Here is a 25,811-nt window from a genome sequence, read left to right on the forward strand (position 1 = left end):
CCCCTAAACATTGGGGGGCGAGCTTTCCCGTGTTGTTCGCCTTGCCAGTGATGTACAGCCAGCGCCAGAATGCTGCCATCTGCCCCGCCCGATGTAAGGAAGCCCGATGCCTGATTCTGTTGCCACCAGCTTGCGTCTAGCGCCTGATGCGCTAACCCGTCCTTTTTCTGCTGAACAGTTCAGCTTCTCGAACACCAATGATCTGGAGCCTTTTCGCGGCATTCTCGGCCAGGAACGTGCGGTCGAGGCCTTGCAGTTCGGCGTGGCCATGCCACGTCCGGGTTACAACGTTTTTGTCATGGGCGAGCCGGGAACCGGTCGTTTCTCGTTCGTCAAACGCTACCTCAAGGCCGAGGGCAAGCGCCTGAAGTCGCCGAGCGACTGGGTCTACGTCAACAACTTCGATGAGCCCCGTGAGCCGCGAGCCCTGGAGCTGCCGTCCAGTAGCGCTGGTGCCTTTATTGGCGATATCAATCACTTGATCGACAACCTGCTGGCGACCTTCCCGGCAGTGTTTGAACACCCGACGTATCAACAACGCAAAAGCGCGATCGACCGCGGCTTCAATCAGCGTTACGACCGTGCGCTGGATGTGATCGAGCGTCTGGCCCTGGAAAAAGGCGTGGCGCTCTATCGCGACAGCAGCAACGTGGCATTTACGCCGATGAGTGATGGCAAGGCGCTGGATGAGGCCGAGTTTTCGCAATTGCCTGAGGCTGATCGTGAACGCTTCCATGAAGATATTTCCGAGCTGGAGGAGCGACTGAACGAAGAGCTGGCCAGTCTGCCGCAGTGGAGGCGTGAGTCGAACAATCAGCTGCGCCAACTGAACGAAGAAACCATCACCCTGGCCCTGCAGCCGTTGCTGTCGCCGTTGTCGCAAAAATACGCCGAAAATGCCGCGGTTTGCGGTTATCTGCAGGCGATGCAGGTTTACTTGCTGAAAACCGTGGTCGAGCAACTGGTCGACGACAGCAAGACCGACGCCCAGGCGCGCAAGCTGCTTGAAGAGCAGTACCTGCCGAGCCTGGTGGTAGGGCAGCCGCTAAGCGGCGGTGCGCCGGTAGTGTTCGAGCCGCACCCGACCTACGACAACCTGTTTGGCCGTATCGAATACAGCACCGACCAGGGCGCGCTCTACACCACTTATCGGCAGTTGCGTCCGGGCGCCTTGCACCGTGCCAATGGCGGCTTTTTGATTCTTGAAGCCGAGAAAATGCTCAGCGAGCCTTTTGTCTGGGATGCTCTCAAGCGTGCCCTGCAATCGCGCAAGCTGAAGATGGAGTCGCCGCTGGGCGAAATGGGGCGCCTGGCCACCGTGACGCTCAACCCGCAGGTCATCCCCCTGCAGGTCAAGGTCATCATCATCGGTGCCCGCCAGCTGTATTACACGCTGCAGGACCTGGATCCGGACTTCCAGGAAATGTTCCGGGTTCTGGTGGACTTCGACGAAGATATCCCGATGGTTGATGAGAGCCTTGAGCAGTTTGCCCAGTTGCTCACTACACGCACTTCGGAAGAAGGCATGGCACCGCTGACCGCCGGTGCGGTGGCGCGGCTGGCGACCTACAGCGCGCGTCTGGCCGAGCACCAGGGACGTTTGTCGGCGCGTATTGGCGATCTGTTCCAACTGGTCAGCGAAGCGGACTTCATCCGTCACCTGGCGGGCGATGAAATGACCGATGCGGGTCATATCGAGCGTGCGCTCAAGGCCAAGGCAACCCGTACCGGACGAGTCTCGGCGCGTATCCTGGATGACATGCTGGCGGGGATCATCCTGATCGATACCGATGGCGCGGCCGTGGGCAAGTGCAACGGCCTGACGGTGCTGGAAGTCGGCGACTCGGCCTTTGGTGTGCCTGCGCGGATTTCCGCCACGGTGTATCCGGGCGGCAGCGGTATTGTCGATATCGAGCGCGAAGTTAACCTGGGGCAGCCTATCCACTCCAAGGGTGTGATGATTTTGACCGGATACCTGGGCAGCCGTTATGCCCAGGAATTCCCGCTGGCGATTTCGGCCAGCATCGCGCTGGAGCAGTCCTACGGTTATGTCGATGGCGACAGTGCGTCGCTGGGGGAGGCCTGTACGCTGATTTCGGCACTGTCAAAAACCCCGCTCAAGCAGTGTTTTGCCATTACCGGCTCGATCAACCAGTTCGGCGAAGTGCAGGCCGTGGGTGGGGTCAACGAGAAGATCGAAGGCTTCTTCCGACTCTGCGAAGCACGCGGGCTGACAGGCGAGCAGGGCGCGATCATTCCGCAGGCCAACGTGGCTACCCTGATGCTGGACGAGAAGGTGCTGCAGGCAGTGCGTGATGGCAAGTTCCACGTCTATGCCGTGCGTCAGGCCGATGAGGCCCTGAGTTTGCTGGTGGGTGAGCCTGCGGGAGAGCCGGATGCAGAGGGACAATTCCCTGAAGGCAGCGTCAATGCCCGGGTAGTCGAGCGGTTGCGGGTGATTGCTGAAATGATCAACGACGACGACCTCAAGGAAGCCGAAAAGGAGTTGCTGGCGGAAGCCCTGGCAGCGAAAAAACCGGCCTGATCCCTTAAAGCGAAACCTGTGGGAGCGGGCTTGCTCGCGATGCGAACGACGCGGAGGAATGGTTACACCGCGGCAATCCAATCGCGGGCCAGCCCGCTCCCACAGATCTGCGATGCCAATCGACAAAGCCGTTGGTCATTGGTGACTTTTCATACGCAAATTTTCTTCTATTCTCAGGTCATGGACACCACTGTCGTCACCGGATCGATGCAGCCCGTAGTCTGCGGCTGAAGACAGACTCTACCGAGGGTCGCCGTCATGTCGCGCAACCTTTGCCTTACTCGCCAATGCTTGGGCCTGGTGACCCGTATTGAATGCAGCATTCGACCGCTGGCAGGCAACAACGGGATGTGGACACTGCTCTTCGCCGCCGGCCTGGCAGGCGAACAACCCTCAACGATCAAGGCGCAGGGCCCGTTTCCCGGGCCGTTCGTGGCCGAAACCATTCTTGAATCAATCGTTGAAAGCCTGACCCTGCATGGTTATGAACTCGCCAACGACCCGCAGATCTGGTGCCTGCATGTGCAGGCCCAGTTGCGGCAGATCAATGGTGGGCGTTGCCACGGCTAGGCAGCGTTTTATTGTGGCGTGCTGGCTTCAGGGGCTTTGTCGAGTTTGACTTCAAATCCGTACTCGACAGGGTTCAGCGCGGTGCGGGCATAGCTTTCCAGTCGGGTCGGCTGGCCATAAAAGTAGTGCACGTCAAATACGGCCGCCCCATCGGGTTCGCTGCTATGGCTGACTGCGGCCACTTCCTTCAGATAATTACCCGTGTCGTCCTTGGCATAAAAGCGCCAGGCCTCGGCCGGGAACACTTTTTGATCAACGATCAGGGCATTGCCCTTGAGTTCAAGGCCTTTGGGCAGGCGAGTGATATCCAGCTCTTGTTTGTCGATGTCGGCAATAAACAGGGGGATTGAGCCCACCGCATAGGCTGGCGTCTCGGGGAACAGGTTGAGGTCGTAGGTGATAACGCCTGCATGCGGGTCCACATCGAAGGCTTCGGCGGGCAGTTCCAGTGGCTCGCTGCGATTACCGTTGTCGTCTTCAGCAAAAAAGGTCACCGGCGCGTCAGACGTGTCCGGGAGCGTACCGAGCATTTCACCGTTGAAAGTGGCAGGGTGGCTGAACTCAAGGGACGCGGCACTGGCATCGTCCACCGACTGGCTGATCACCACGCTTTTTTCCAGTTGCTCGGGTGCCAGCGTGGCGTCTTTCAAATAGTTGGCGGCCTGATCGTCATACACCACGACGTTGAGCGGCAGGGGCTGTATGTCTTTGCCCAGCACGTTTTTGTCCAGTGTGCGCACAGGCAGGTCGAGGGACTTGCGGGTGACATTGGCGGTGGAGAAATCGAGCACGTTGATGTCGACATTTTCCACTGTACCGTTGAAGTACACCTTGCTGTAGTGATGCGGGTGCTGCTGATCGAAGGCCTTTTGCTCGTTATCCAGTTGTTGCTCGAAAGCGTCACTCCAGGCAGTTTGCTTGAGCATTTCGGCCAATTGCTGCTGATAAAACGCCAGTTGTTCGGCGTTTTCGTTGATTGAGCCTGAGCGTGTCAGGAACTGCCCGGTACGGTCGCGGGCCTGGATGATCAGCGGATTGAGCGGGGTGTCACGCACTTGTTCGGCCAGTGCAGCGCTGTTGACGATATCCACTTCGGCAAAGTTCTTGCCCAGTGCCAGCAGGGTTACGCTGATCGTGCCGTGGGTGCTGGTTTTACCCACGTCCTTGGCAGTGAGGTTGAAATTGACCACTTTGCCCGGCGCGATGACTTCGACTTTGCCGTGCAGTGTCAGGGGTTGAGGTTGTTGGGTGTTGGCGGTTTCAACCCCGTCGATATAGGGGTAAGTGACGGTCAGGTCGTCAGGGTTGCTCAGGTTGGCGCTGGAGGGGCTCAGCTGGATGCCGGGATCGCTCTCGGACCATTCCGGCGCAAAAGGCACCTCTTGCTTGTTGCTCAGGGTTACCGACTGCCATTCCAGCGCATGGGGGAACGGGAACTCGGATGCACTGTTAAGCGGGAACGGGAAGACCGGCTCCAGGTCCGTCAGGTAATCGGAACTTGTATTTTTGCGCAGTACAAACAAACCGTTGATATAGGTATCGGTAAGCGCCTGGCTGCTCGGGTAGTGCTTGAGCACCGCCAGGTCGTCGGCACCGTATTCGGTTTCTATCGGCTTGTCTTGCAGCTTGAGGCGTGCCCGTTCGAGCAACAACAAGGAGCCGCCGAGGTCGGCCACAGCATCCTTGAGCTGCTGATCCTTGATCCCGTCCAGGCTCTGTTCGAACGCTGCGCTGCGTTCCTCAAGGCTGGCCTGCTGATGTTCGTCGTCAGGAGAGCAGCCGCCGACAGCGAGCAAAGCCATCGAAAGCCCAAAACAAGCCAGGGGGAATCGCAGATCCATGGTTCGGTTTTCCTGTCCGTAAACAATGCTGAGAGGGTGGACACTAGCAGAAAATGTTTTTACAGGCTGTTTCCAAGCCTTTAACACAGTGCTTTTCGCACTGATATACTCGCGCCCATTTTGTAATAGCCTGTGAGATTCAATGGAACGCTTTATCGAAAACGCAATGTACGCCTCGCGCTGGATTTTGGCGCCTATTTACTTCGGGCTCTCACTGGGCCTGCTGGCTTTGGCATTGAAGTTCTTTCAGGAAGTGTTTCACGTAATCCCCAACGTGTTTGCGCTAACTGAGTCTGACTTGATCCTGGTCATTCTGTCGCTGATCGACATGGCGCTGGTAGGCGGTTTGCTGGTCATGGTGATGATTTCCGGTTATGAGAACTTTGTTTCGCAACTGGATATCGACGAGCACAAGGAGAAGCTCAGCTGGTTGGGCACCATGGACTCCACCTCGCTGAAGATGAAAGTCGCGGCATCGATTGTGGCCATTTCGTCGATCCACCTGCTGCGGGTGTTTATGGACGCGCGCAATATCGAGACCGAGTACCTGATGTGGTACGTGATTATTCACATGACCTTTGTGGTGTCGGCGTTTGCAATGGGCTATCTGGACAAGCTGACCAAACACTGAAGCCAACCCCGGGCTGCGAAGGCTTTGGGGGCTGTGGTAGTCTGCTGGCCCTTTTTTGGTTCAGGGTGTTCGGGGTCGCGGTTGACGCGGCTTCTTTCCGGCCCCTCCACAGCGGAGCAGTGTTATGTCCGAAGTAAATCTGTCGACCGACGAAACCCGCGTCAGCTACGGCATTGGCCGCCAGTTGGGCGACCAGTTGCGCGACAACCCGCCACCTGGCATCAGCCTGGATGCAATCCTGGCTGGTCTGACTGACGCCTACGCAGGCAAGGAAAGCCGTGTAGGCCAGGAAGAAATGTCGGCTAGCTTCAAGGTGATCCGCGAGATCATGCAAGCTGAAGCCGCTGCCAAGGCAGAAGCTGCTGCGGGCGAAGGCAAGGCTTTCCTGGCTGAAAACGCCAAGAAAGACGGTATCACCACCCTGGCTTCCGGCCTGCAATTTGAAGTGGTAACCGCGGGTGAAGGCGCCAAGCCATCCCGTGAAGACACCGTACGTGTTCACTACCACGGCACCCTGATTGATGGCACTGTGTTCGACAGCTCCTACGATCGTGGTCAGCCGGCTGAATTCCCGGTTGGCGGCGTGATCGCTGGCTGGACTGAAGCCCTGCAACTGATGAACGCCGGTAGCAAATGGCGCATCTACGTGCCGAGCGAACTGGCCTACGGCGCCCAGGGCGTTGGCAGCATTGCTCCGCACAGCGTGCTGGTATTCGACGTAGAGCTGCTGGACGTTCTGTAAGAACCCCGCGTTTTAACGTTGGCTGCGGGTTTGCTGGCAAACCCGCAGCTACACCGGTGCCGTCATATCTGTATCTTGGCGTGGTGCGGGTGAGTGTCAGTCGTGCCGCAAGGGCGCAATGCCCGGGCATAGCAGAACAGAAACAGATTGCGCACCAACTCCTTGAGCACCACCGGCTCGCTGGAATTGAGGCCGTTGAAATCCAGGTCGCCCTGATCCTGTAGCTCGCTTAGTGCTTCTTCTTCCAGTACCGCACAGACTTCCCCGGTTTCCCGATGCAGGATTCGCAGATAAGGGTGTGGACGGTCCAGCCAGGCATCAATTAAATAAGTCATGGTCGTCATCTCCTTGATGAATACCAATGAGAATAATTCTTATTCAATTAATAGCAAGTGCCTATTGGCGGATTTCTGATCTTTCTGCGTTAGAACTGCTGGGGATCAAGGTTGCTGGCTTTTTGATGTTGCTGGGCGGGGGAGGGTGTAGCACCTTCCTGCGCAGGGCACAGGAAGGCATGCAGCAGAATCAGACCTTGCGTACGAACTCGGATTTGAGTTTCATCGGGCCAATGCCATCGATCTTGCAGTCGATATCGTGGTCGCCGTCGCACAGGCGGATATTCTTGACCTTGGTGCCCACTTTAACCACCAGGGAAGTACCCTTGATTTTCAGGTCCTTGATCACGGTGATGGTGTCACCGTCGGTCAGTACGGTGCCTGCGGAGTCTTTGTAGACTTTCATGTCATCGGCTGTTTCAGCGTCGCCACTGGCAGACCACTCGTGGGCGCATTCCGGGCAGATCAGCTGGGCGCCGTCTTCGTAGGTGTATTCGGAATTGCATTTTGGGCAGGGTGGCAACGTGCTCACTCAAAGCTCCTTAAGAGTCAGGATGGCTAAAAGGCACGTATTGTATAGGGTTTTAGTGCGAGGCGGGTAATGGCGGGGCAGATTGACCCTGTGGGAGCGGGCTTGCCCGCTCCCACAGGCAGTCAGTGCGTGCGTGCTACAGCAAACTCGCTCAGCTCAACCAGCGCATCGCGGTATTCGCTTGGCGGCAAGGCTTCGAGGCACACAATGGCGCGGGCCACGAAGTCGCGAGCCAGCCGGGCGGTGTAGTCCAGGGAACCAGAGGCCTCAACGGCTTCGCGAATGCTCTCCAGGTCCTCGATACCGCCTTTCTGGATCGCTTTGCGCACCAGGGCTGCCTGTTCAGGCGTACCTTCACGCATGGTGTAGATCAGCGGCAGGGTCGGTTTGCCTTCGGCCAGATCGTCACCGACGTTCTTGCCCAGGGTTTCGGCATCGCCACGGTAGTCGAGCAGGTCGTCCACCAGCTGGAATGCCACGCCCAGGTGATCGCCAAAGGTGCGCAGCGCTTCGCTCTGCTCTGGCGTGGCACCGGCCAGCGCTGCAGCGCTGTGGGTCGAAGCCTCGAACAGCATCGCGGTCTTGCCGCGGATGACTTCCATGTAGGTTTCTTCGGTGGTGCTGGCGTCGCGCACTTTGGACAGCTGCAATACTTCGCCTTCGGCGATGATGCGGGTGGCTTGCGACAGGATTTTCATCACTGGCATCGAGCCCAGCTCAACCATCATCTCGAAGGAGCGCGAGTACAAAAAGTCGCCGACCAGTACGCTGGGGGCATTGCCCCAGGTAGCATTGGCAGTCTTGCGGCCACGGCGCATGCCCGACATGTCGACCACGTCGTCGTGCAGCAGGGTGGCGGTGTGCAGGAACTCAATGGTGGCGGCCAGCAGGCGCAAGTCGTCGCCTTCGCGACCCAGGGCCTTGCCACACAGCAACACTAATAAAGGACGCAGGCGCTTGCCGCCGGCCGAAGTAATGTAGTCGCCGATTTTTGAGACCAGCGGTACGCGTGAAGTCAGCTGCTTCTTGATGATGCCATCGACGGCGCTAAAATCGTCCGCCACCGCGCGGTAGAAAGCTTGGGGTTGCATCAGCGACAGGTGCTCCAGAAGGGTTGCGCGGCATGCTAGGTCGGGGGGCTGGGCCTGTCAAGGCGGATGGACGGCCCCTTGCAAGCCTGACTTGCCTTGCGTACAATCGCGCACCCTGAACTTCCTGGGCAGCACCTGCCTTACGCAATTGCATCTGGGCCGTTCCAGCCCCATGCAGCCATGCCAGCCAATACCTTTACCTATAAAGCGCTGGGTGAGCAGGATTATCGGAGAAATACCATGTCGTACGCAGTAATCGTTACTGGTGGCAAGCAATACAAAGTAGCTCCAGGTGAATACCTGAAGATCGAAAAACTGGAAATCGCTACCGGCGAATCCGTAACTTTTGATCGCGTTCTGTTGGTCGCCAATGGCGATGACGTGAACATCGGCGCTCCAGTTGTACCTGGCGCCACTGTTGTGGCTGAAGTGATCTCCCAAGGTCGTCACGATAAAGTCCGCATCATCAAGTTCCGTCGTCGTAAGCACCACATGAAGCGTATGGGCCACCGCCAGTGGTACACCGAGATCAAAATCACCGGTATTCAGGCTTAATTTCAGCCTAATTCCTCACTAGGAGAATTGACTCATGGCACACAAAAAAGCTGGTGGTAGTACCCGTAACGGTCGCGACTCAGAAGCCAAACGCCTTGGCGTGAAGATGTATGGCGGCCAGGCTATCATTCCGGGCAACATCATCGTGCGTCAGCGCGGCACCCAATTCCACGCTGGCTACGGCGTTGGTATGGGCAAAGATCACACCCTGTTCGCGAAAGTGGAAGGCGTGATCAAGTTCCAGGTTAAAGGCGCCTTCGGTCGTCGCTATGTAAGCATCGTTCCGAAGACTGCAGTCGTCGCGGCGTAATAGCTTGGTAGCTGGAAGAGCCCTGTCTTGCGACGGGGCTTTTTCGTTTGTGGGGTGAGTCTCTTGCAAAACTGTTTGTATGGGCTGCTGGCGCTGGATTTAACGGTCGTTGATTGAGGTCGCTGCGCTCATTTTTGCAAGAGTCTTATGTCTTGGTTTTTATCGGCTCGTCCTGATGACGAGAGGCGCGTTTTGTTATGAAGTTTGTAGATGAAGTATCGATCAAAGTAAAAGCAGGCGACGGTGGTAACGGTTGCATGAGTTTCCGTCGTGAGAAGTTCATCGAAAACGGTGGGCCAAACGGTGGTGATGGCGGTGATGGCGGCTCGATCTACATGGTCGCCGACGAAAACCTCAACACCCTGGTTGACTACCGTTACACCCGTCACTTTGACGCCCAGCGTGGCTCGAATGGCGGCAGTACGGATTGCACCGGTCGCAAGGGTGAGGATCTGGAGCTGCGTGTTCCGGTCGGCACTACCGTGATCGACGCTGGCACCCAGGAAATCATTGGCGACCTGACCAAGGCCGGCCAGCGTTTGCTGGTGGTGCATGGCGGTTGGCACGGTCTGGGTAATACCCGATTCAAATCCAGTACCAACCGTGCGCCACGCCAGACCACGCCGGGTAAGCCGGGTGAGCAGCGTGACCTGAAACTGGAGTTGAAGGTGTTGGCTGACGTTGGCCTGTTGGGCTTGCCGAATGCCGGTAAAAGTACCTTTATTCGTTCGGTGTCTGCGGCCAAGCCAAAAGTGGCGGATTATCCGTTCACCACCCTGGTGCCAAACCTGGGTGTGGTCAGCGTGGATCGCTGGAAGAGCTTTGTGATCGCCGATATTCCGGGTCTGATCGAAGGGGCTTCCGATGGTGCTGGCCTGGGGATCCGTTTCCTCAAGCACCTGGCGCGTACCCGTCTGTTGTTGCACCTCGTTGACATGGCGCCGGTTGAGGGTAGCGAGAGCGCTGCTGATACCGCGGAAGTCATCGTTAACGAACTGACCAAGTTCAGCCCGTCGCTGGCTGAGCGTGATCGTTGGCTGGTGCTGAACAAGTGCGATTCGCTGCCACAAGACGAGCACGAAGCGCGCGTCAAGGAAGTGGTTGATCGCCTTGAGTGGACTGGCCCGGTTTACGTGATCTCGGCCATTGCCAAGATCGGTACCGAAAAGCTGTGCCACGACATCATGCGTTATCTGGAAGATCGTGCTGATCGTCTGGCTGCTGACCCTGCCTACAAGCAAGAGTTGGCCGAGCTGGATCAGCGTATCGAAGATGAAGCGCGTGCGCAGTTGCAGGCGCTGGATGACAAGCGTGCCCTGCGTCGCAGCGGCGTGAAGAGCGTCCATGACATCGGTGAAGATGACTGGGACGAAGAAGATGTTGATGATGAAGATGGTCCGGAAATCATTTACGTCCGCGACTGATTCGTTGCAGTAAACTACAGCGCCGCTCAATGAGCGGCGTTTTAGCATCTACGATTTGGTAATCAAAAATAATTCCATGGGTGGCGCTCGGTCGCGCTGCTCTCAGGCATAGGTTGGATGATGATGCGGAGCAAGGTGACGGGTGCGCAGCGCTGGGTCGTGAAGATCGGCAGCGCGTTGCTGACAGCGGATGGCAAGGGCCTGGATCGCGCGGCGATGGGCGTTTGGGTTGAACAGATGGTGGCGTTGCACGAGGCTGGCGTAGAGCTGGTGCTGGTGTCTTCGGGTGCGGTTGCGGCCGGAATGAGCCGCTTGGGCTGGACGGTGCGACCGAGTGCCATGCACGAGCTGCAAGCTGCTGCGGCTATTGGTCAGATGGGGTTGGTGCAGGCCTGGGAGTCGAGCTTTGCCGAGCATTCCCGGCATACCGCGCAGATCCTGCTGACCCATGACGATCTGTCTGATCGCAAACGCTACCTCAATGCCCGCAGCACCCTGCGTGCGCTGGTGGAATTGGGCGTGATCCCGGTCATCAATGAAAATGACACGGTGGTCACGGACGAAATCCGCTTCGGTGACAACGATACGCTGGCCGCGTTGGTGGCTAATCTGGTCGAGGCTGATCTGCTGGTGATCCTGACCGATCGCGACGGCATGTTTGATGCTGATCCGCGCAACAATCCTGATGCCAAGATGATCTACGAGGCGCGTGCCGATGATCCGGCGCTGGATGCAGTGGCAGGCGGTACCGGTGGTGCGTTGGGGCGTGGCGGCATGCAGACCAAGTTGCGTGCGGCGCGCCTGGCGGCGCGTTCCGGTGCGCACACGATCATTGTGGGTGGGCGTCTGGAGCGGGTGCTGGATCGTCTCAAGGCGGGCGAGCGACTGGGTACCTTGCTGTCCCCGGAGCGTGGCCTGCTGGCTGCGCGCAAGCAGTGGCTGGCCGGGCACTTGCAGACCCGTGGCACGCTGGTGCTGGATGAAGGCGCTGTGGCGGCCTTGTCCAAGGGCAATAAAAGCCTGTTGCCTGTAGGGGTCAAGGCGGTTCAGGGCGGTTTCCGTCGTGGCGAGATGGTGGTGTGCGTCGCGCCGGACGGGCGGGAGATCGCTCGTGGCCTGGCGAACTACAGTGCTGCCGAGGCGCAAAAAATTATCGGGCAATCGTCGGATGCGATTGTCGGTTTGTTGGGTTATATGGCGGAACCTGAGCTGGTTCATCGCGATAACCTGATTCTGGTTTGAATTTGAGGTGTGGTATGCGCTTGATTGGCGGTTTATTGGGTTTGATGTTGGCGATGCCGCTAATGGCCTCGGCGGAAGAAATTGGCTCGGTGTCGACGGTCTTCAAATTTGTCGGGCCTAATGATCGTATCGTCGTAGAAGCATTCGATGATCCCAAGGTAGATGGCGTGACTTGCTACCTTTCTCGTGCCAAGACGGGTGGCATGAAAGGTGGTCTGGGTTTGGCTGAAGATCGTGCCGAGGCGTCGATTGCCTGCCGTCAGACCGGGCCGATCAGCTTCAAGGGTGACCTGAAAGAGGGTGATGAGGTGTTCAAGGAGCGGACTTCGCTGGTCTTCAAGACCATGCAGGTGGTGCGTTTCCTGGATAAAAAGCGCAATACGCTGGTGTATCTGGTGTACAGCGACCGTCTAATTGAAGGTAGCCCGCAGAATGCGGTGACGGCAATTCCGATTTTGCCGTGGCCACACGAGTAACGGTCTTCAAGAAAAGCCGCGCTGGTCGCGGCTTTTTATTGTGCGGATTTTACCGGCTCTGTAGCAGCTGCCGAAGGAACGAGGCTGCGTTCGGCGGCGGAGCCGTCGTAAAACCGGGTTTTGCTGTGTGTCAGACAAGCTTGGGTTTGAATATTTGCGGTCGCTGCGCAACCGAACGCAGCCTCGTTCCTTCGGCAGCTGCTACAAGGGTGTCGCTTAAATCGCAGGCAATAAAAAACCGACCCTAAGGTCGGTTTTTTAAAAAGCTTATCGCTTAAGCAGCAGTCGCAAGGTTCAACGCCTTGACGTGGCCATTCAGGCGGCTCTTATGGCGAGCAGCTTTGTTCTTGTGGATGATACCTTTATCGGCCATACGGTCGATAACAGGAACAGCCAGAACATAAGCAGCTTGCGCTTTAGCAGCGTCTTTTGCGTCGATGGCTTTAACTACATTCTTGATGTAGGTACGAACCATGGAACGCAGGCTGGCGTTGTGGCTGCGACGCTTCTCAGCCTGTTTTGCACGTTTTTTGGCGGAAGGTGTGTTGGCCACCGTCGAGCTCCTCGAAAGACTTTTGGGAAATAACAAACAAAATAGGCCGCGAATCATGCCGATGACGAGAACTCTTGTCAAGGGCGTTTGATGCGTTCCGCTGAGTGGTGGATCGAGGCAGACGGGATATTTATTTCCGGCGCTTGACCTGTAAACTCGCGAGCTTGGCTCTGTGCTGTTGCGGCGCGCAGTATCGCATAAGTGGGCGCTTTGTTCGCCTGCTCTTTCTCTATAGGCAAAAACTCTTTCAATGAATTTGCTCAAGTCGTTGGCTGCCGTCAGCTCAATCACCATGATTTCCAGGGTTCTGGGCTTCATTCGCGACACCATTATTGCCCGTGCCTTCGGTGCCGGAATGGCCACGGATGCATTCTTTATTGCCTTCAAACTGCCAAACCTGCTGCGCAGGATCTTCGCCGAGGGCGCTTTTTCCCAGGCCTTTGTGCCGATTCTGGCCGAGTACAAAAGCCAGCAGGGCGAGGAGGCGACCCGCACTTTTGTCGCTTATGTCGCCGGGCTTTTGACCCTGGTGCTGGCCATTGTCACCGTGCTGGGCATGGTGGCGGCCCCCTGGGTCATCTGGGCAACGGCCCCGGGGTTCGCCACGACCCCTGAAAAATTCGAGCTCACCAGCGACATGCTGCGGGTCACCTTCCCTTATATCCTGCTGATCTCGCTGTCATCCCTGGCGGGGGCGATCCTCAATACCTGGAACCGTTTTGCGGTGCCGGCCTTTGTGCCGACCCTGCTTAACGTCAGCATGATTGTGTTTGCGTTGTTCCTGACGCCGTATTTCGATCCGCCGGTGATGGCTCTGGGCTGGGCCGTGCTGGTGGGTGGTCTGGCGCAGTTGCTGTTTCAACTGCCACACCTGAAAAAGATCGGCATGCTGGTGCTGCCAAGGCTCAATTTGCGCGATACCGGCGTGTGGCGGGTGATGAAACAGATGCTGCCAGCCATCCTTGGGGTCTCGGTCAGTCAGATCTCTCTGATCATCAATACGATATTTGCCTCATTCCTTGTGGCTGGATCGGTGTCATGGATGTACTACGCGGACCGTCTAATGGAGTTGCCTTCAGGAGTGCTGGGGGTGGCGCTGGGCACCATCCTGCTGCCAACCCTGTCCAAGACCTACGCCAACAAAGACCGTCAGGAGTATTCGCGTATTCTCGACTGGGGCTTGCGCCTGTGTTTTGTGCTGGTGCTTCCATGTTCCCTGGCGCTAGCCATCCTGTCCGAGCCGCTTACCGTTTCGCTATTCCAGTACGGCCAGTTCACGGCGCTGGATGCGGCCATGACCCAGCGTGCATTGATCGCTTATTCGCTGGGCCTGCTCGGAATCATCATTATCAAGGTGTTGGCGCCAGGCTTTTATGCACAGCAAAACATTCGCACGCCAGTCAAAATAGCGGTATTCACCCTGGTGGTGACGCAGTTGCTCAACCTGGTCTTTATCGTTCCGTTGCAGCATGCGGGGCTGGCGTTGGCCATCAGCGTAGGCGCCTGTATCAATGCCGGGCTGCTGTTCTGGCAGTTGCGCCGGCAAAAGCTGTTTGTCGCCCAGCCGGGCTGGACCAAATACCTGTTCAAGCTGGTGCTGGCCGTAGCCGTGATGTCGGCGGTATTGCTGGGCTTGATGCACCTGATGCCGGCCTGGGATCACGGCAATATGCTGGAGCGCTTTATTCGTCTGGGCGGCTTGGTTGTCGCGGGCGTGCTGGCGTATTTCGGTATGCTGCTGCTGTTGGGGCTGCGTTTGAAGGATTTCGCCCGCAAGTCACTTATGTAAGCTAATGACGGGTCAGACGTCGATTTTGTCGAATTGACCCGATTTGCCTTGCGCTGTTGCCTGTCGTACTGGGCCGGGTGTGGTTATAATCGACCACTTTATGAGCAAGAAGCGCGTTATGCAGCTGGTTCTAGGCCTTCACAATCTGCGGCCCCAGCATCGGGGCTGTGTCGCCACTATTGGCAACTTTGACGGTGTACACCGTGGTCACCAGGCTATCCTGGGCCGGCTGCGTGAGCGTGCACTGGAGTTGGGCGTGCCCAGCTGCGTGGTGATTTTCGAGCCGCAGCCGCGCGAATTCTTCGCCCCGGATACGGCTCCTGCACGTCTGGCCCGGTTGCGCGACAAGCTGCAACTGCTGGCAGACGCCGGAGTCGACCGGGTGCTGTGCCTGGCGTTCAATCAACGTCTGTGCAAGCTCAGCGCCGCCGAATTCGTCGATACCATTCTGGTCGACGGCCTGGGCGTGCAGCATCTGGAGGTCGGTGACGACTTCCGTTTTGGCTGCGATCGCGTCGGCGATTTTGACTTTTTGCAGCAGGCTGGCCAGATGCAGGGTTTCACCGTCGAGGCGGCGCAAACGGTTGAGCTTGATGGCGTACGCATCAGCAGCACCAAGGTGCGTGATGCTCTGGCCAGTGCCGACTTCTCCCTGGCAGAGCGTTTGCTGGGGCGCCCTTTTCAAATCGCTGGCCGGGTATTGCACGGGCAAAAACTGGCGCGCCAGTTGGGCACGCCGACCGCCAATATCCAGCTCAAGCGTCGTCGTGTGCCGTTGACCGGGGTGTACCTGGCCAGCGTCGAGATCGACGGTAAAACCTGGCCCGGCGTCGCCAATATCGGCGTGCGGCCAACCGTAGCAGGGGATGGCAGCGCCCATCTTGAAGTACATCTGTTGGATTTCGCCGGCGATCTGTATGGTCGGCGTTTGAACGTGGCATTCCACCACAAGCTGCGTGATGAGCAGCGTTTCGCCTCCCTGGAGGCGCTCAAGACGGCGATCAATGCGGACGTCGCCGCCGCCCGAGCCTTTTGGCTGGGTCAACCGCTTAAAAAGAGCCTGAAATGACCGACTACAAAGCCACGCTAAACCTCCCGGACACCGCCTTCCCAATGAAGGCCGGCCTGCCACAGCGCGAACCGCAAATTTTGCAGCGCTGGGACAGCATTGGCCTGTACGGGAAGTTGCGCGAGATTGGCAAGGATCGTCCGAAGTTCGTACTTCACGACGGTCCTCCGTACGCCAACGGCACTATCCATATCGGTCATGCGCTGAACAAGATTCTGAAAGACATGATCATCCGCTCCAAGACCCTGTCGGGTTTTGACGCGCCGTATGTGCCGGGCTGGGATTGCCATGGTTTGCCGATTGAACACAAGGTCGAAGTGACCCACGGTAAAAACCTGAGCGCGGATAAAACCCGCGAGCTGTGCCGTGCCTACGCCACCGAGCAGATCGAGGGGCAGAAATCCGAGTTCATCCGTCTGGGTGTGCTGGGTGATTTCGCCAACCCGTACAAAACCATGGACTTCAAAAACGAAGCCGGTGAAATCCGTGCTTTGGCTGAGATCGTCAAGGGCGGTTTTGTGTTCAAGGGCCTCAAGCCGGTGAACTGGTGCTTCGATTGCGGTTCGGCCCTGGCTGAAGCTGAAGTTGAATACCAGGACAAGAAGTCTGCGGCCATCGACGTTGCCTTCCCGGTTGCCGACGAAGCCAGGCTGGCAGAGGCCTTTGGTCTGGCGGCACTGAGCAAACCTGCTTCGATCGTGATCTGGACCACCACCCCGTGGACCATTCCGGCCAACCAGGCGCTTAACGTACACCCGGAATTCACCTACGCGCTGGTCGACGTGGGCGACAAGTTGCTGGTACTGGCTGAAGAACTGGTCGAATCGAGTCTGGCGCGTTACAACCTGCAGGGTTCGGTCATCGCCACCACCACTGGCTCAGCGCTTGAACTGATCAACTTCCGTCACCCGTTCTATGACCGTCTGTCGCCTGTTTATCTGGCCGACTACGTTGAGCTGGGTGCTGGCACTGGTGTGGTTCACTCGGCTCCAGCCTACGGCGTAGACGACTTCGTGACCTGCAAAGCCTATGGCATGGTCAACGACGACATCATCAACCCGGTGCAAAGCAATGGCGTTTACGTGCCGTCGCTGGAGTTCTTCGGTGGCCAGTTCATCTGGAAGGCCAACCAGAACATCATCGACAAGCTGATCGAAGTCGGTTCGTTGATGTTCACCGAGACCATCAGCCACAGCTATATGCACTGCTGGCGCCACAAGACGCCGCTGATCTACCGTGCCACCGCCCAGTGGTTTATCGGTATGGACAAGCAGCCGACTGATGGCGATACCTTGCGCACCCGTGCGCTGCAAGCGATCGAAGACACCCAGTTCGTTCCGGCCTGGGGTCAGGCGCGCCTGCACTCGATGATCGCCAACCGCCCGGACTGGTGCATCTCGCGTCAACGCAACTGGGGCGTGCCGATCCCGTTTTTCCTGAACAAGGAAAGCGGCGAGCTGCACCCGCGCACCGTCGAAATGATGGAAGAAGTGGCCAAGCGCGTTGAAGTCGAAGGCATCGAGGCGTGGTTCAAGCTGGATGCTGCCGAGCTGCTGGGCGACGAAGCGCCGCTGTACGACAAGATCAGCGATACCCTGGATGTATGGTTCGATTCGGGCACCACGCACTGGCATGTTCTGCGCGGTTCGCACCCGATGGGTCACGAGACCGGCCCGCGTGCCGACCTCTACCTTGAAGGCTCCGACCAGCACCGTGGCTGGTTCCACTCGTCGTTGCTGACCGGTTGCGCCATCGACAACCACGCGCCGTACCGCGAGCTGCTGACCCACGGTTTTACCGTGGACGAAGCGGGCCGCAAGATGTCCAAGTCGCTGGGCAACGTGATTGCACCGCAAAAGGTCAACGACACCCTGGGCGCCGACATCATGCGTCTGTGGGTTGCCTCGACCGACTACTCGGGCGAAATCGCGGTTTCCGACCAGATCCTGCAGCGCAGTGCGGACGCCTACCGACGTATCCGCAATACCGCACGCTTCCTGCTGTCGAACCTGACCGGTTTCAATCCAGCCACCGACATCCTGCCTGCCGAAGAAATGCTGGCACTGGACCGCTGGGCGGTGGATCGTGCGTTGCTGCTGCAACGTGAGCTGGAGCTGCATTACGGCGAATACCGTTTCTGGAACGTGTACTCCAAGGTGCACAACTTCTGCGTTCAGGAGCTGGGCGGTTTCTATCTCGACATCATCAAGGACCGCCAGTACACCACCGGCGCCAACAGCAAGGCTCGCCGTTCGTGCCAGACCGCGCTGTTCCACATCTCTGAAGCGCTGGTGCGCTGGATCGCTCCGATCCTGGCGTTCACCGCTGATGAGTTGTGGCAGTACCTGCCGGGCGAGCGCAACGAATCGGTGATGCTCAACACCTGGTACGAAGGCCTGACTGAACTGCCGGAAGGCACCGAACTGGATCGCGCCTACTGGGAGCGAATCATGGCGGTCAAGGTTGCGGTCAACAAGGAAATGGAAAACTTGCGCGCAGCCAAGGCCATTGGCGGTAACTTGCAAGCAGAAGTGACCTTGTTCGCCGAAGATCAGCTGGCTGCTGATTTGTCCAAGTTGAGCAACGAGCTGCGTTTCGTGTTGATCACCTCCACTGCCAGCGTTGCGCCTTTTGCGCAGGCTCCAGCAGATGCCGTGGTTACCGAAGTGGCTGGCCTCAAACTCAAGGTGGTCAAGTCGGCCCATGCCAAGTGCGCCCGTTGCTGGCACTGCCGTGAAGACGTAGGCGTTAACCCCGAGCACCCTGAAATCTGCGGTCGTTGTGTAGACAATATCAGCGGCGCTGGTGAGGTACGTCACTATGCCTAATACCAGCACTACCGGGCGCTTCGGGCGCCTGGGCTGGCTCTGGTTGACTGTGCTGGTCCTGGTCATTGACCTGACCAGCAAGGTCTACTTCGACAATTCGCTGCAGATGTACCAGCAGATTGTGGTGATTCCCGACCTGTTCAGCTGGACCCTGGCTTACAACACCGGTGCGGCCTTCAGCTTCCTGGCGGACAGTGCCGGCTGGCAGCGCTGGCTGTTTGCCCTGATCGCGGTCGTGGTCAGTGCCGTGCTGGTGGTCTGGCTCAAGCGTCTGGGGCGCAATGACACCTGGTTGGCCATTGCCCTTGCCCTGATTCTGGGCGGCGCACTGGGTAACCTGTATGACCGTATTGTCTACGGTCATGTGGTCGATTTCATTCTGGTGCATTGGCAAAATCGCTGGTACTTCCCTGCGTTCAACTTCGCCGACAGTGCGATTTGCGTAGGTGCCGTGATGCTGGCACTGGATATGTTCAAAAGTAAAAAGCCCGAGGAACCCGCTCATGACTGAGCAGCGTATTGGTCAGAACACGCAGGTCACTCTGCATTTTGCTTTGCGTCTGGAAAATGGCGACACCGTTGACAGCACCTTCGACAAATCCCCGGCCACTTTCAAGGTGGGTGATGGCAGCTTGCTGCCAGGGTTTGAAGCGGCGTTGTTCGGTTTCAAGGCGGGTGACAAGCGCACACTGGAGATTCTTCCGGAAAACGCCTTTGGCCAGCCTAACCCGCAAAACGTGCAGATCATTCCGCGTTCGCAGTTCAAGGACATGGAGTTGTCGCAAGGTTTGCTGGTGATCTTCAACGATGCGGCCAATACCGAGCTTCCGGGTGTGGTCAAAGAGTTCGATGACGAGCAAGTCACCATTGATTTCAACCATCCGCTGGCAGGTAAAACCCTGACCTTCGACGTGGAAATCAAAGACGTTCAAGCGCTGTAATCCAGTGCCCGGCTGCGGCCGGGCCTGATTGGCATTATTTTTCTGCGCGTCCCACGAGGCCCAGCATGCATATCAAACTCGCCAACCCCCGTGGCTTCTGCGCCGGGGTGGACCGTGCGATTGAAATCGTCAATCGTGCTCTGGAAGTTTTCGGTCCGCCTATCTATGTTCGCCACGAAGTGGTGCACAACAAATTTGTCGTTGAAGACCTGCGTTCCCGTGGCGCTATTTTCGTCGAAGAGCTGGATCAGGTGCCGGACGACGTCATTGTGATATTCAGTGCCCACGGCGTTTCCCAGGCCGTGCGTACAGAGGCTGCCGGGCGTGGTCTCAAGGTGTTCGACGCGACCTGCCCGCTGGTGACCAAGGTGCATATCGAGGTCGCGCGCTATAGCCGTGATGGCCGTGAGTGCATTTTGATTGGCCATGCCGGTCACCCGGAAGTCGAAGGCACCATGGGCCAGTACGACGCCAGTAATGGTGGTGCGATCTACCTGGTCGAAGATGAAAAGGATGTTGCGAACCTGCAGGTCAAAGACCCGGAAAAACTGGCCTTTGTAACCCAGACAACCTTGTCGATGGACGACACCAGTCGTGTGATCGACGCCCTGCGTTCGCGCTTCCCGGCCATTGGCGGACCGCGCAAGGACGATATCTGCTATGCCACGCAAAACCGTCAGGATGCGGTCAAGCAACTGGCTGATGAGTGCGATGTCGTGTTGGTAGTGGGCAGCCCGAACAGCTCCAACTCCAACCGCCTGCGCGAACTGGCGGAGCGTATGCAGACCCCCGCCTACCTGATCGACGGTGCTGAAGACCTGCAAAAAAGCTGGTTCGACGGCGTAAACAGCATCGGTATCACCGCCGGTGCATCGGCCCCAGAGGTACTGGTACGTGGCGTGATTCAACAGCTGCATGCCTGGGGCGCAACCGGTGCCGACGAGCTGGCCGGCCGTGAAGAGAATGTTACGTTCTCCATGCCCAAAGAGTTGCGCGTTCGCGCCATTACCTAAGCGTGCCTGCATAAGGCCTGTGCAGTTTTATCGCTGCGCAGGCTGATGCGCCCGCTCTTGGCCAGCACCACTTGATAGTGGCTCTGTGCAGTCCTTGCCTGACAAACATGCAGTGTCCCGGCTTGAAAGGCGCCTCCAATCAGTTGTGGCTCGCCCAGCGGGTTGAAGCGCACATACCGTTTAACCGGTGTATTGCCCGCAATGGGTATGCGCCCACTGCCCTGTGACTCGACCAGCACCGGGTTGCCCTTGTCCAGATGGCCTTGGCCGCTCAAGTCCAGAATCGTCCTCCAGCCTCGGCTCCAATCTTCTTCGTACGGATAAACCACCACAAATTGTTGGCGTAGCAGTGCTTGTGCGCGTGCATTGCGCAGGCTGCTGGCCAGTTGTTCGGCAGTGATCTGGCGCTGATGCTGCTCGACAAGGGCGCTATAGGCCGGGCTGGCAAAACGGGCCGTAAGCGCCACGATCGTCAGCGTCAGTAGCAGCTGGATCAGACTCATGCCACGTTGATGCATAGCGTCCTCCCTGGACGGTTCAAGTGTGTTTTCTCTGTATAGCGAACTCTGGCACTACAGGTTCACGGCAATGGTTTCATCATGTTTTCTCACCGTTAACAGCTTACGAAGTCAGGCGAAAAATCCGGCTGGTTTGCTTGGCTTCGTCCTGCCGTGCAGAGCAGCGGGGGAGGCTAGGCTTTTGTCTGGGCGGCACAGGGCGTGCCGTCGAACCCTCTGATATGGACGATTCGGATGCCTCGATTAGTTAAAAGTCGACAAGACGGGATGAGCTTGATCGAAGTGCTTATCGCGCTGTTGATTCTGTTTATCAGCCTGATGGGCTCTGCTGCTATGCAACTCAATGCCTTGAAACATACGGCAAGCGCGCTGATAAGCACCCAGGACAGTTTTATTGCCTACAGCAGGCTGGATCAGATGCGCGCGGAGGTTGTCCACCCCTTGTCGAGCGGTCATGCCGGGGCCGGGTCATCATGAGCAATCCCCGTTCAGGTTTTGGCCTGATCGAGCTGATGGTGGCTCTGGCGCTGGGAATGCTGGTAGTGCTGGGCATGACGCAGATTTTCTCAAGCAGCCGTGAGGCTTACTTAAGCCAGCGGTCGTCGGCAAGGCTGCAGGAGGATGCGCGTTATGTGCTGAGTAAACTGGCTCGGGAGATTCGCATGGCGGGCATGTTTGGCTGCCTGTCAGTCGATCGTATTGTTGATGCGCCCTCTGTTTTTAAGACACCGGTCTCCTGGCAGAGGGGGGTGTTGCGCATGATCAGTTCGGACGTGGCGCTTCAGGTTGCCAAGCCTGACTGGACTGTGGTCTCGGACTGCACAAGTTTCGCCCGGGCACATCCCGGGGCAAGGTCGTTTTTGGCTCCCGGTGAAACGGCATTTCCCGTGCGTGAATTGTTTTACCATCATGAGCACGGGCAGTTAAAGATCGGGCCCAATAAAGCGGTGCTGCTCGATAATGTGGCTGCCTTTGACGTGAGTTTTGGCGTGGCCGGGACGGCAGGTTCGCACTCCGTGCTGCGTTATGAGAGTCGTCTGGTCAAAGGTTCCAGCCTGCGCAGCATCCGTATCGGCCTGACATTGCGAGACCGCGCCGGGCGGGTCAAGGACCAGGTCTATCAATTGGAAATCGCTTTGCGTAACCGGCTGGCTTAGGGCACGCATCATGCCTTTGCCATCGATTTGTCAGCGCGGCATGGCACTGCTGGTCAGCCTGGTTTTCATGCTGTTGCTGAGCCTGATCGGGATGGCTGCAATGGTCAGTGCGACCCTTCAGGAAAAAATGTCTGCAGGCGTTCAACATGCCAACCACTCATTTCAGGCCGCAGAAGCGGCGCTTGGCAGCGGGGAGGCCTGGCTTCAGATCCAAGGGGGCAGGGTAATGCCTTGCACTTCGCCAGCAAGCTGTAACCCGCCCCCAGAGGCGCGTACTCAGGCTGTGCCAGGCATCGATCCAGCCTCCGGGGTACGTTGGATAAGCGTTGCGAACGGGCTGTATGGTGTTCAGAACCTTGGGCCAAGCATTACGCCAGCCCATTTGCCAGTGACCACCACTACCCGTTTGTATCGAGTTACCGGTATTGGCTGGCACGGGCAGTCGCGCACCGTACTGGAGAGTATTTATGCGCGTTATCAAGGGCCGGATAACGCTTCGCAAGAGCGTGTTGCCAGGGGTTTTCACCGGGTCATGTGGCGACAGCTGCAATAGGACGCACGAAATGTACAGGTATGCAGCAGGTTTTACCCTGATCGAACTGATGATCGTCGTGGTGATCACCGGTATCCTTGGCGCATTCGTTTATCCGTTGTACGGCGATTATGTAAAGCGGGCTTACCGCTCTCAAGTTGTTGTCCTGTTGACGGAGCAAGCCCAAAGTCTTGAGCGCTTTTACACAAAGAACGCGGTATATAGCGGTATGAAAGACCTTAGTTCAGGCAATCAGCACTACGACATCAGTGCCGATCTCGTCGACCACGGCTACTGGCTGAAGGCGACGCCCAAACAAGGTTCGGCAATGGCGGGGGATTCGTGCGGGAGCTTTACGCTGGCTCACACCGGTATGGCAACGATAACCCAGGCCGCCCCTGGCCTGACACTGCAGCAGTGTTGGGGGCGCTAACGATTGATTTTGAATGACGGGCTGGATTAACAGATGGCTAGGCAGCAACGGGTGGTGATTGTCGGGGGCGGTGTCATAGGCCTGCTGACTGCGTTTAATCTGGCGGCTGATGTAGAGCAGGTGATTGTGCTGGAGCGTGGCGGGGCGGGCCAGGAGTCCTCCTGGGCCGGCGGCGGTATTGTTTCGCCGCTTTATCCGTGGCGCTATAACTGTGCTGTAACGGCCCTGGCGCACTGGTCTCAGGACTTTTATCCGCAATTGGCCGAGCGTCTGTTTGCTTCGACGGGTATTGATCCTGAAGTACACACCACCGGGCTGTACTGGCTGGACCTGGACGATGAGGCTCAGGCGCTGGAGTGGGCCGGGCGCGAAGGGCGACCTCTGGGGGCGGTCGATATGTCGGCAGTCCATGACGCCGTGCCCGTGCTGGGCGGTGGTTATGCACACGCAATTTATATGGCTAATGTGGCCAATGTGCGTAATCCGCGGTTGGTGAAATCGCTGAAGGCTGCACTGCAGGCGATGCCGAATGTCACTGTGCATGAGCAGTGCGAGGTGCTCGGTTTTGTTCGCGAAGGCGAAAGAGTTTGCGGGGTCAATACGGCCCGGGGTGAGATCCGCGGCGATGAGGTGGTGTTGTCGGCGGGGGCCTGGAGCGGTGAGTTGTTGAGCGGGCTGGGGCTGGAGTTGCCTGTGGAGCCGGTCAAGGGGCAGATGATCCTGTACAAATGCGCATCTGACTTTTTGTCGTGCATGGTGCTGGCAAAAGGGCGTTATGCCATTCCCCGCCGCGACGGTCATATCCTGATCGGTAGCACGCTGGAGCATGAAGGCTTTGATAAAACCCCGACCCTTACGGCCCTTGAGAGCCTCAAGGCCTCGGCAGTCGAATTGATCCCGGCCCTGGCCGATGCTGAAGTGGTGGGGCACTGGGCTGGGCTGCGGCCAGGTTCGCCCGAGGGCATTCCGTATATTGGGCGGGTGTCAGGTTTTGATGGTCTGTGGCTCAACTGCGGGCACTATCGCAACGGGCTGGTATTGGCACCGGCGTCCTGCCAATTATTCGCGGACTTGCTGCTGGGGCGTGAGCCGATTATCGACCCGACGCCTTATGCGCCAGAGGGGCGGATTTAAGCGGCTACAAACACAGAGGGATTTCTGTCGATACTCTGTTGTAGATCAAGCCCTATTGTGGGAGCGAGCCTGCTCGCGAACGACCTTCGCGAGCAGGCTCGCTCCCACAGTTGCCGTTTTCCTGTCGTAGCCTGCGGCAGCGACCGCAGGTGGCTTAACCCCTTGGTTTTGGCCCTTGCTCCAGATGCTGCTGGGTGCAATACCACTCTTGTTGCTGGCTCAGGGCGCGGTCACGGGGCAGGTGTACGCCACAGTGGGCGCAGCGCACCATTGGCTGAGCGCTCGGGTCGACCGGTTTTTTGGTCGCGGCCATACCGGTCTTGTATTTGCGCCACAGCCAAACGCCTGCAGCAATCAGCGCTGCCCAGATCAGTAAACGAAGCATGGTAATTCGCTATTCGAGAAAAGATGCACCAGTTTAGCCAAGGACCTGGCAGGCGCACAGCGGTAAATCAAACATAAAAAAAGAGCTCCGAAGAGCTCTTTTTTTATGTGCTGAACGATCAGTCGAACAGGCCCAGGGTCATGTAGCTGAACCAGGAGCGGCTTTTACCTTCAGCTTGCGGTTCTTCGATGATGTCGCCATCGGCATCCTTTGGCTTCAGTTCTGCCGGGATTGCATCCTTGGCATCCTGGTACTGCTTCTGGATATCCATGTTTGCACGGGTTTCACCCGGTGGCAGCGGTGTGCTGGATTCGATCAGGCCCAATGTGGCCTTGCTCAGCCATGAACGGTTGTCCGACTCGGAAACCTGCGGCACAAACTGGCCGTCTACCAGGCTCGGGTGGTCCGGGTAGTTGGTCTTGAGCACTTCAAGGCTGGTGTTGGCCAGCTGGTCGAGATGCATGCGCTGGTAGGACTCAACCATTACCGCCAGGCCGTCGCCGACCGAAGGAGTTTCCTGGAAGTTTTCGACCACATAGCGGCCACGGTTGGCAGCGGCTACATAAGCCTGACGAGTCAGGTAGTAATCGGCTACGTGGATTTCATACGCTGCCAACAGGTTGCGCAGGTAGATCATGCGCTGCTTGGCGTCGGGTGCGTAGCGGCTGTTGGGGAAGCGGCTGGTGAGCTGGGCGAACTCGTTGTAGGAGTCGCGTGCAGCGCCCGGGTCACGCTTGCTCATGTCCAGCGGCAGGAAGCGCGCCAGCAAGCCAACGTCCTGGTCAAAGGAGGTCAGGCCCTTGAGGTAGTAGGCGTAGTCAACGTTCGGATGCTGTGGATGCAGGCGGATAAACCGTTCGGCAGCCGACTTGGCCGCTTCGGGCTCGGAGTTCTTGTAGTAGGCGTAAATAAGTTCAAGCTGGGCCTGGTCGGCGTAGCGACCGAACGGGTAGCGTGACTCAAGGGCCTTGAGTTTGGCGGTAGCACTGGTATAGCTGTGGTTGTCCAGGTCGGCCTGTGCCTGCTGGTACAGCTCCACTTCGCTGAGGTTTTCGTCAACGACTTCTTTAGTCGACGAGCAAGCGGCGGTCAGTGCGAGGATGGCGATCAGCAGCAGGTGTCTCACTTGCATGGCGGCTTGCGTCCCTATGACGGCCGCTGTCTT

The 25,811-nt window shown here is 57.9% G+C and carries 28 protein-coding genes; 20 read left to right on the forward strand and 8 right to left on the reverse strand.

Annotated features, from left to right (window positions below):
* The first annotated feature begins 106 nt into the window (after positions 1 to 106).
* Positions 107 to 2,545, forward strand: coding sequence for a Lon protease family protein (locus tag PPTH39_RS07820; protein WP_130871838.1), 2,439 nt, complete (start codon positions 107 to 109; stop codon positions 2,543 to 2,545).
* Positions 2,546 to 2,803: 258 nt separating this feature from the next.
* Positions 2,804 to 3,115 (forward strand): PA4575 family protein, encoded by a 312-nt coding sequence (locus PPTH39_RS07825; RefSeq protein WP_094999355.1) that lies wholly within the window; start codon positions 2,804 to 2,806, stop codon positions 3,113 to 3,115.
* 8 nt (positions 3,116 to 3,123) lie between these two features.
* Here PPTH39_RS07825 and PPTH39_RS07830 read toward each other — a convergent pair whose 3' ends face one another.
* Complete coding sequence (locus PPTH39_RS07830; RefSeq protein WP_095024964.1) at positions 3,124 to 4,956, reverse strand: hypothetical protein; 1,833 nt, start codon at positions 4,954 to 4,956, stop codon at positions 3,124 to 3,126.
* A 142-nt stretch (positions 4,957 to 5,098) separates the two neighbouring features.
* Between PPTH39_RS07830 and PPTH39_RS07835 the strand changes: the two genes are divergently transcribed.
* Both PPTH39_RS07835 and PPTH39_RS07840 read left to right on the forward strand, forming a co-directional pair.
* Entirely contained in the window at positions 5,099 to 5,587 is a 489-nt protein-coding gene (locus tag PPTH39_RS07835; RefSeq protein WP_016779412.1) for a TIGR00645 family protein, read from the forward strand.
* Positions 5,588 to 5,711: 124 nt separating this feature from the next.
* A complete protein-coding gene (locus PPTH39_RS07840) occupies positions 5,712 to 6,329 on the forward strand; it encodes an FKBP-type peptidyl-prolyl cis-trans isomerase (protein ID WP_016779413.1) in 618 nt (205 codons plus the stop codon).
* A gap of 62 nt (positions 6,330 to 6,391) precedes the next feature.
* On the opposite strand, the gene PPTH39_RS07845 is transcribed toward PPTH39_RS07840, so the two are convergent.
* The 3 genes from PPTH39_RS07845 to PPTH39_RS07855 form a co-directional block, all read right to left on the reverse strand.
* Positions 6,392 to 6,664 carry a PA4570 family protein gene (locus PPTH39_RS07845; RefSeq protein WP_094999353.1) on the reverse strand — a complete coding sequence of 91 codons (273 nt, stop codon included), beginning with the start codon at positions 6,662 to 6,664 and terminating at the stop codon, positions 6,392 to 6,394.
* A 190-nt stretch (positions 6,665 to 6,854) separates the two neighbouring features.
* A complete protein-coding gene (locus tag PPTH39_RS07850; RefSeq protein ID WP_130871839.1) occupies positions 6,855 to 7,196 on the reverse strand; it encodes a zinc ribbon domain-containing protein YjdM in 342 nt (113 codons plus the stop codon).
* A 122-nt stretch (positions 7,197 to 7,318) separates the two neighbouring features.
* The gene (locus PPTH39_RS07855; RefSeq protein ID WP_095021257.1) at positions 7,319 to 8,287 is read right to left on the reverse strand and encodes a polyprenyl synthetase family protein; all 969 of its coding nucleotides are present in this window, start codon (positions 8,285 to 8,287) and stop codon (positions 7,319 to 7,321) included.
* 240 nt (positions 8,288 to 8,527) lie between these two features.
* Between PPTH39_RS07855 and rplU the strand changes: the two genes are divergently transcribed.
* The 5 genes from rplU to PPTH39_RS07880 all read left to right on the forward strand — a co-directional run bounded on the left by rplU (position 8,528) and on the right by PPTH39_RS07880 (position 12,294).
* The gene (gene rplU / locus PPTH39_RS07860) at positions 8,528 to 8,842 is read left to right on the forward strand and encodes a 50S ribosomal protein L21 (RefSeq protein WP_007901869.1); all 315 of its coding nucleotides are present in this window, start codon (positions 8,528 to 8,530) and stop codon (positions 8,840 to 8,842) included.
* 34 nt (positions 8,843 to 8,876) lie between these two features.
* On the forward strand, positions 8,877 to 9,152 hold the full coding sequence (rpmA, locus tag PPTH39_RS07865) for a 50S ribosomal protein L27 (RefSeq protein ID WP_003443913.1): 276 nt from the start codon (positions 8,877 to 8,879) through the stop codon (positions 9,150 to 9,152).
* A 197-nt stretch (positions 9,153 to 9,349) separates the two neighbouring features.
* Entirely contained in the window at positions 9,350 to 10,576 is a 1,227-nt protein-coding gene (cgtA, locus tag PPTH39_RS07870; RefSeq protein ID WP_094999350.1) for an Obg family GTPase CgtA, read from the forward strand.
* Positions 10,577 to 10,699: 123 nt separating this feature from the next.
* On the forward strand, positions 10,700 to 11,818 hold the full coding sequence (gene proB, locus PPTH39_RS07875; protein WP_019824017.1) for a glutamate 5-kinase: 1,119 nt from the start codon (positions 10,700 to 10,702) through the stop codon (positions 11,816 to 11,818).
* Positions 11,819 to 11,832: 14 nt separating this feature from the next.
* Positions 11,833 to 12,294, forward strand: coding sequence for a CreA family protein (locus tag PPTH39_RS07880; RefSeq protein WP_094999349.1), 462 nt, complete (start codon positions 11,833 to 11,835; stop codon positions 12,292 to 12,294).
* A gap of 274 nt (positions 12,295 to 12,568) precedes the next feature.
* Here PPTH39_RS07880 and rpsT read toward each other — a convergent pair whose 3' ends face one another.
* Positions 12,569 to 12,847 (reverse strand): 30S ribosomal protein S20, encoded by a 279-nt coding sequence (gene rpsT / locus PPTH39_RS07885; protein WP_003443902.1) that lies wholly within the window; start codon positions 12,845 to 12,847, stop codon positions 12,569 to 12,571.
* A gap of 250 nt (positions 12,848 to 13,097) precedes the next feature.
* On the opposite strand from rpsT, the gene murJ reads away from it, so the two are divergent.
* The 6 genes from murJ (at position 13,098) to ispH (ending at position 20,487) form a co-directional block, all read left to right on the forward strand.
* Positions 13,098 to 14,636 carry a murein biosynthesis integral membrane protein MurJ gene (gene murJ / locus PPTH39_RS07890; RefSeq protein ID WP_095018378.1) on the forward strand — a complete coding sequence of 513 codons (1,539 nt, stop codon included), beginning with the start codon at positions 13,098 to 13,100 and terminating at the stop codon, positions 14,634 to 14,636.
* 118 nt (positions 14,637 to 14,754) lie between these two features.
* Positions 14,755 to 15,705 carry a bifunctional riboflavin kinase/FAD synthetase gene (ribF, locus tag PPTH39_RS07895; protein ID WP_094999347.1) on the forward strand — a complete coding sequence of 317 codons (951 nt, stop codon included), beginning with the start codon at positions 14,755 to 14,757 and terminating at the stop codon, positions 15,703 to 15,705.
* Positions 15,702 to 18,533: an isoleucine--tRNA ligase gene (gene ileS / locus PPTH39_RS07900; protein WP_095018377.1), complete on the forward strand. Its 2,832-nt coding sequence runs from the start codon at positions 15,702 to 15,704 to the stop codon at positions 18,531 to 18,533. The genes ribF and ileS overlap by 4 nt, the downstream gene beginning before the upstream one ends.
* Positions 18,526 to 19,044 (forward strand): signal peptidase II, encoded by a 519-nt coding sequence (lspA, locus tag PPTH39_RS07905; protein ID WP_094999345.1) that lies wholly within the window; start codon positions 18,526 to 18,528, stop codon positions 19,042 to 19,044. Before ileS ends, lspA begins: the two co-directional genes overlap by 8 nt.
* A complete protein-coding gene (fkpB, locus tag PPTH39_RS07910; protein ID WP_086795845.1) occupies positions 19,037 to 19,474 on the forward strand; it encodes an FKBP-type peptidyl-prolyl cis-trans isomerase in 438 nt (145 codons plus the stop codon). Before lspA ends, fkpB begins: the two co-directional genes overlap by 8 nt.
* 65 nt (positions 19,475 to 19,539) lie before the next feature.
* On the forward strand, positions 19,540 to 20,487 hold the full coding sequence (ispH, locus tag PPTH39_RS07915) for a 4-hydroxy-3-methylbut-2-enyl diphosphate reductase (protein WP_094999344.1): 948 nt from the start codon (positions 19,540 to 19,542) through the stop codon (positions 20,485 to 20,487).
* On the opposite strand, the gene PPTH39_RS07920 is transcribed toward ispH, so the two are convergent.
* Positions 20,484 to 21,005 carry a GspH/FimT family pseudopilin gene (locus PPTH39_RS07920; protein WP_232527622.1) on the reverse strand — a complete coding sequence of 174 codons (522 nt, stop codon included), beginning with the start codon at positions 21,003 to 21,005 and terminating at the stop codon, positions 20,484 to 20,486. The genes ispH and PPTH39_RS07920 overlap by 4 nt on opposite strands.
* 234 nt (positions 21,006 to 21,239) lie before the next feature.
* Here PPTH39_RS07920 and pilV point away from each other — a divergent pair, with 234 nt between their 5' ends.
* The 5 genes from pilV to thiO are packed head-to-tail and all read left to right on the forward strand — an operon-like array spanning position 21,240 to position 24,261.
* The gene (pilV, locus tag PPTH39_RS07925; protein ID WP_094999343.1) at positions 21,240 to 21,482 is read left to right on the forward strand and encodes a type IV pilus modification protein PilV; all 243 of its coding nucleotides are present in this window, start codon (positions 21,240 to 21,242) and stop codon (positions 21,480 to 21,482) included.
* Complete coding sequence (locus tag PPTH39_RS07930; RefSeq protein ID WP_130871840.1) at positions 21,479 to 22,162, forward strand: PilW family protein; 684 nt, start codon at positions 21,479 to 21,481, stop codon at positions 22,160 to 22,162. The genes pilV and PPTH39_RS07930 overlap by 4 nt, the downstream gene beginning before the upstream one ends.
* A gap of 40 nt (positions 22,163 to 22,202) precedes the next feature.
* Complete coding sequence (locus PPTH39_RS07935) at positions 22,203 to 22,715, forward strand: pilus assembly PilX family protein (protein ID WP_306452861.1); 513 nt, start codon at positions 22,203 to 22,205, stop codon at positions 22,713 to 22,715.
* Positions 22,716 to 22,725: 10 nt separating this feature from the next.
* A complete protein-coding gene (locus PPTH39_RS07940; protein ID WP_095018373.1) occupies positions 22,726 to 23,127 on the forward strand; it encodes a type IV pilin protein in 402 nt (133 codons plus the stop codon).
* A 33-nt stretch (positions 23,128 to 23,160) separates the two neighbouring features.
* Entirely contained in the window at positions 23,161 to 24,261 is a 1,101-nt protein-coding gene (gene thiO / locus PPTH39_RS07945) for a glycine oxidase ThiO (protein WP_095018372.1), read from the forward strand.
* Positions 24,262 to 24,415: 154 nt separating this feature from the next.
* Here thiO and PPTH39_RS07950 read toward each other — a convergent pair whose 3' ends face one another.
* Together PPTH39_RS07950 and PPTH39_RS07955 are read right to left on the reverse strand one after the other, a co-directional pair.
* A complete protein-coding gene (locus tag PPTH39_RS07950; RefSeq protein ID WP_094999338.1) occupies positions 24,416 to 24,646 on the reverse strand; it encodes a PP0621 family protein in 231 nt (76 codons plus the stop codon).
* Between the two features lie 118 nt (positions 24,647 to 24,764).
* Positions 24,765 to 25,778, reverse strand: coding sequence for an outer membrane protein assembly factor BamD (locus PPTH39_RS07955; protein ID WP_094999337.1), 1,014 nt, complete (start codon positions 25,776 to 25,778; stop codon positions 24,765 to 24,767).
* Positions 25,779 to 25,811 lie beyond the last annotated feature (33 nt).

It is taken from the genome of Pseudomonas bubulae, from assembly GCF_900618535.1.
GTDB classification, from domain to species: Bacteria; Pseudomonadota; Gammaproteobacteria; order Pseudomonadales; family Pseudomonadaceae; genus Aquipseudomonas; species Aquipseudomonas bubulae.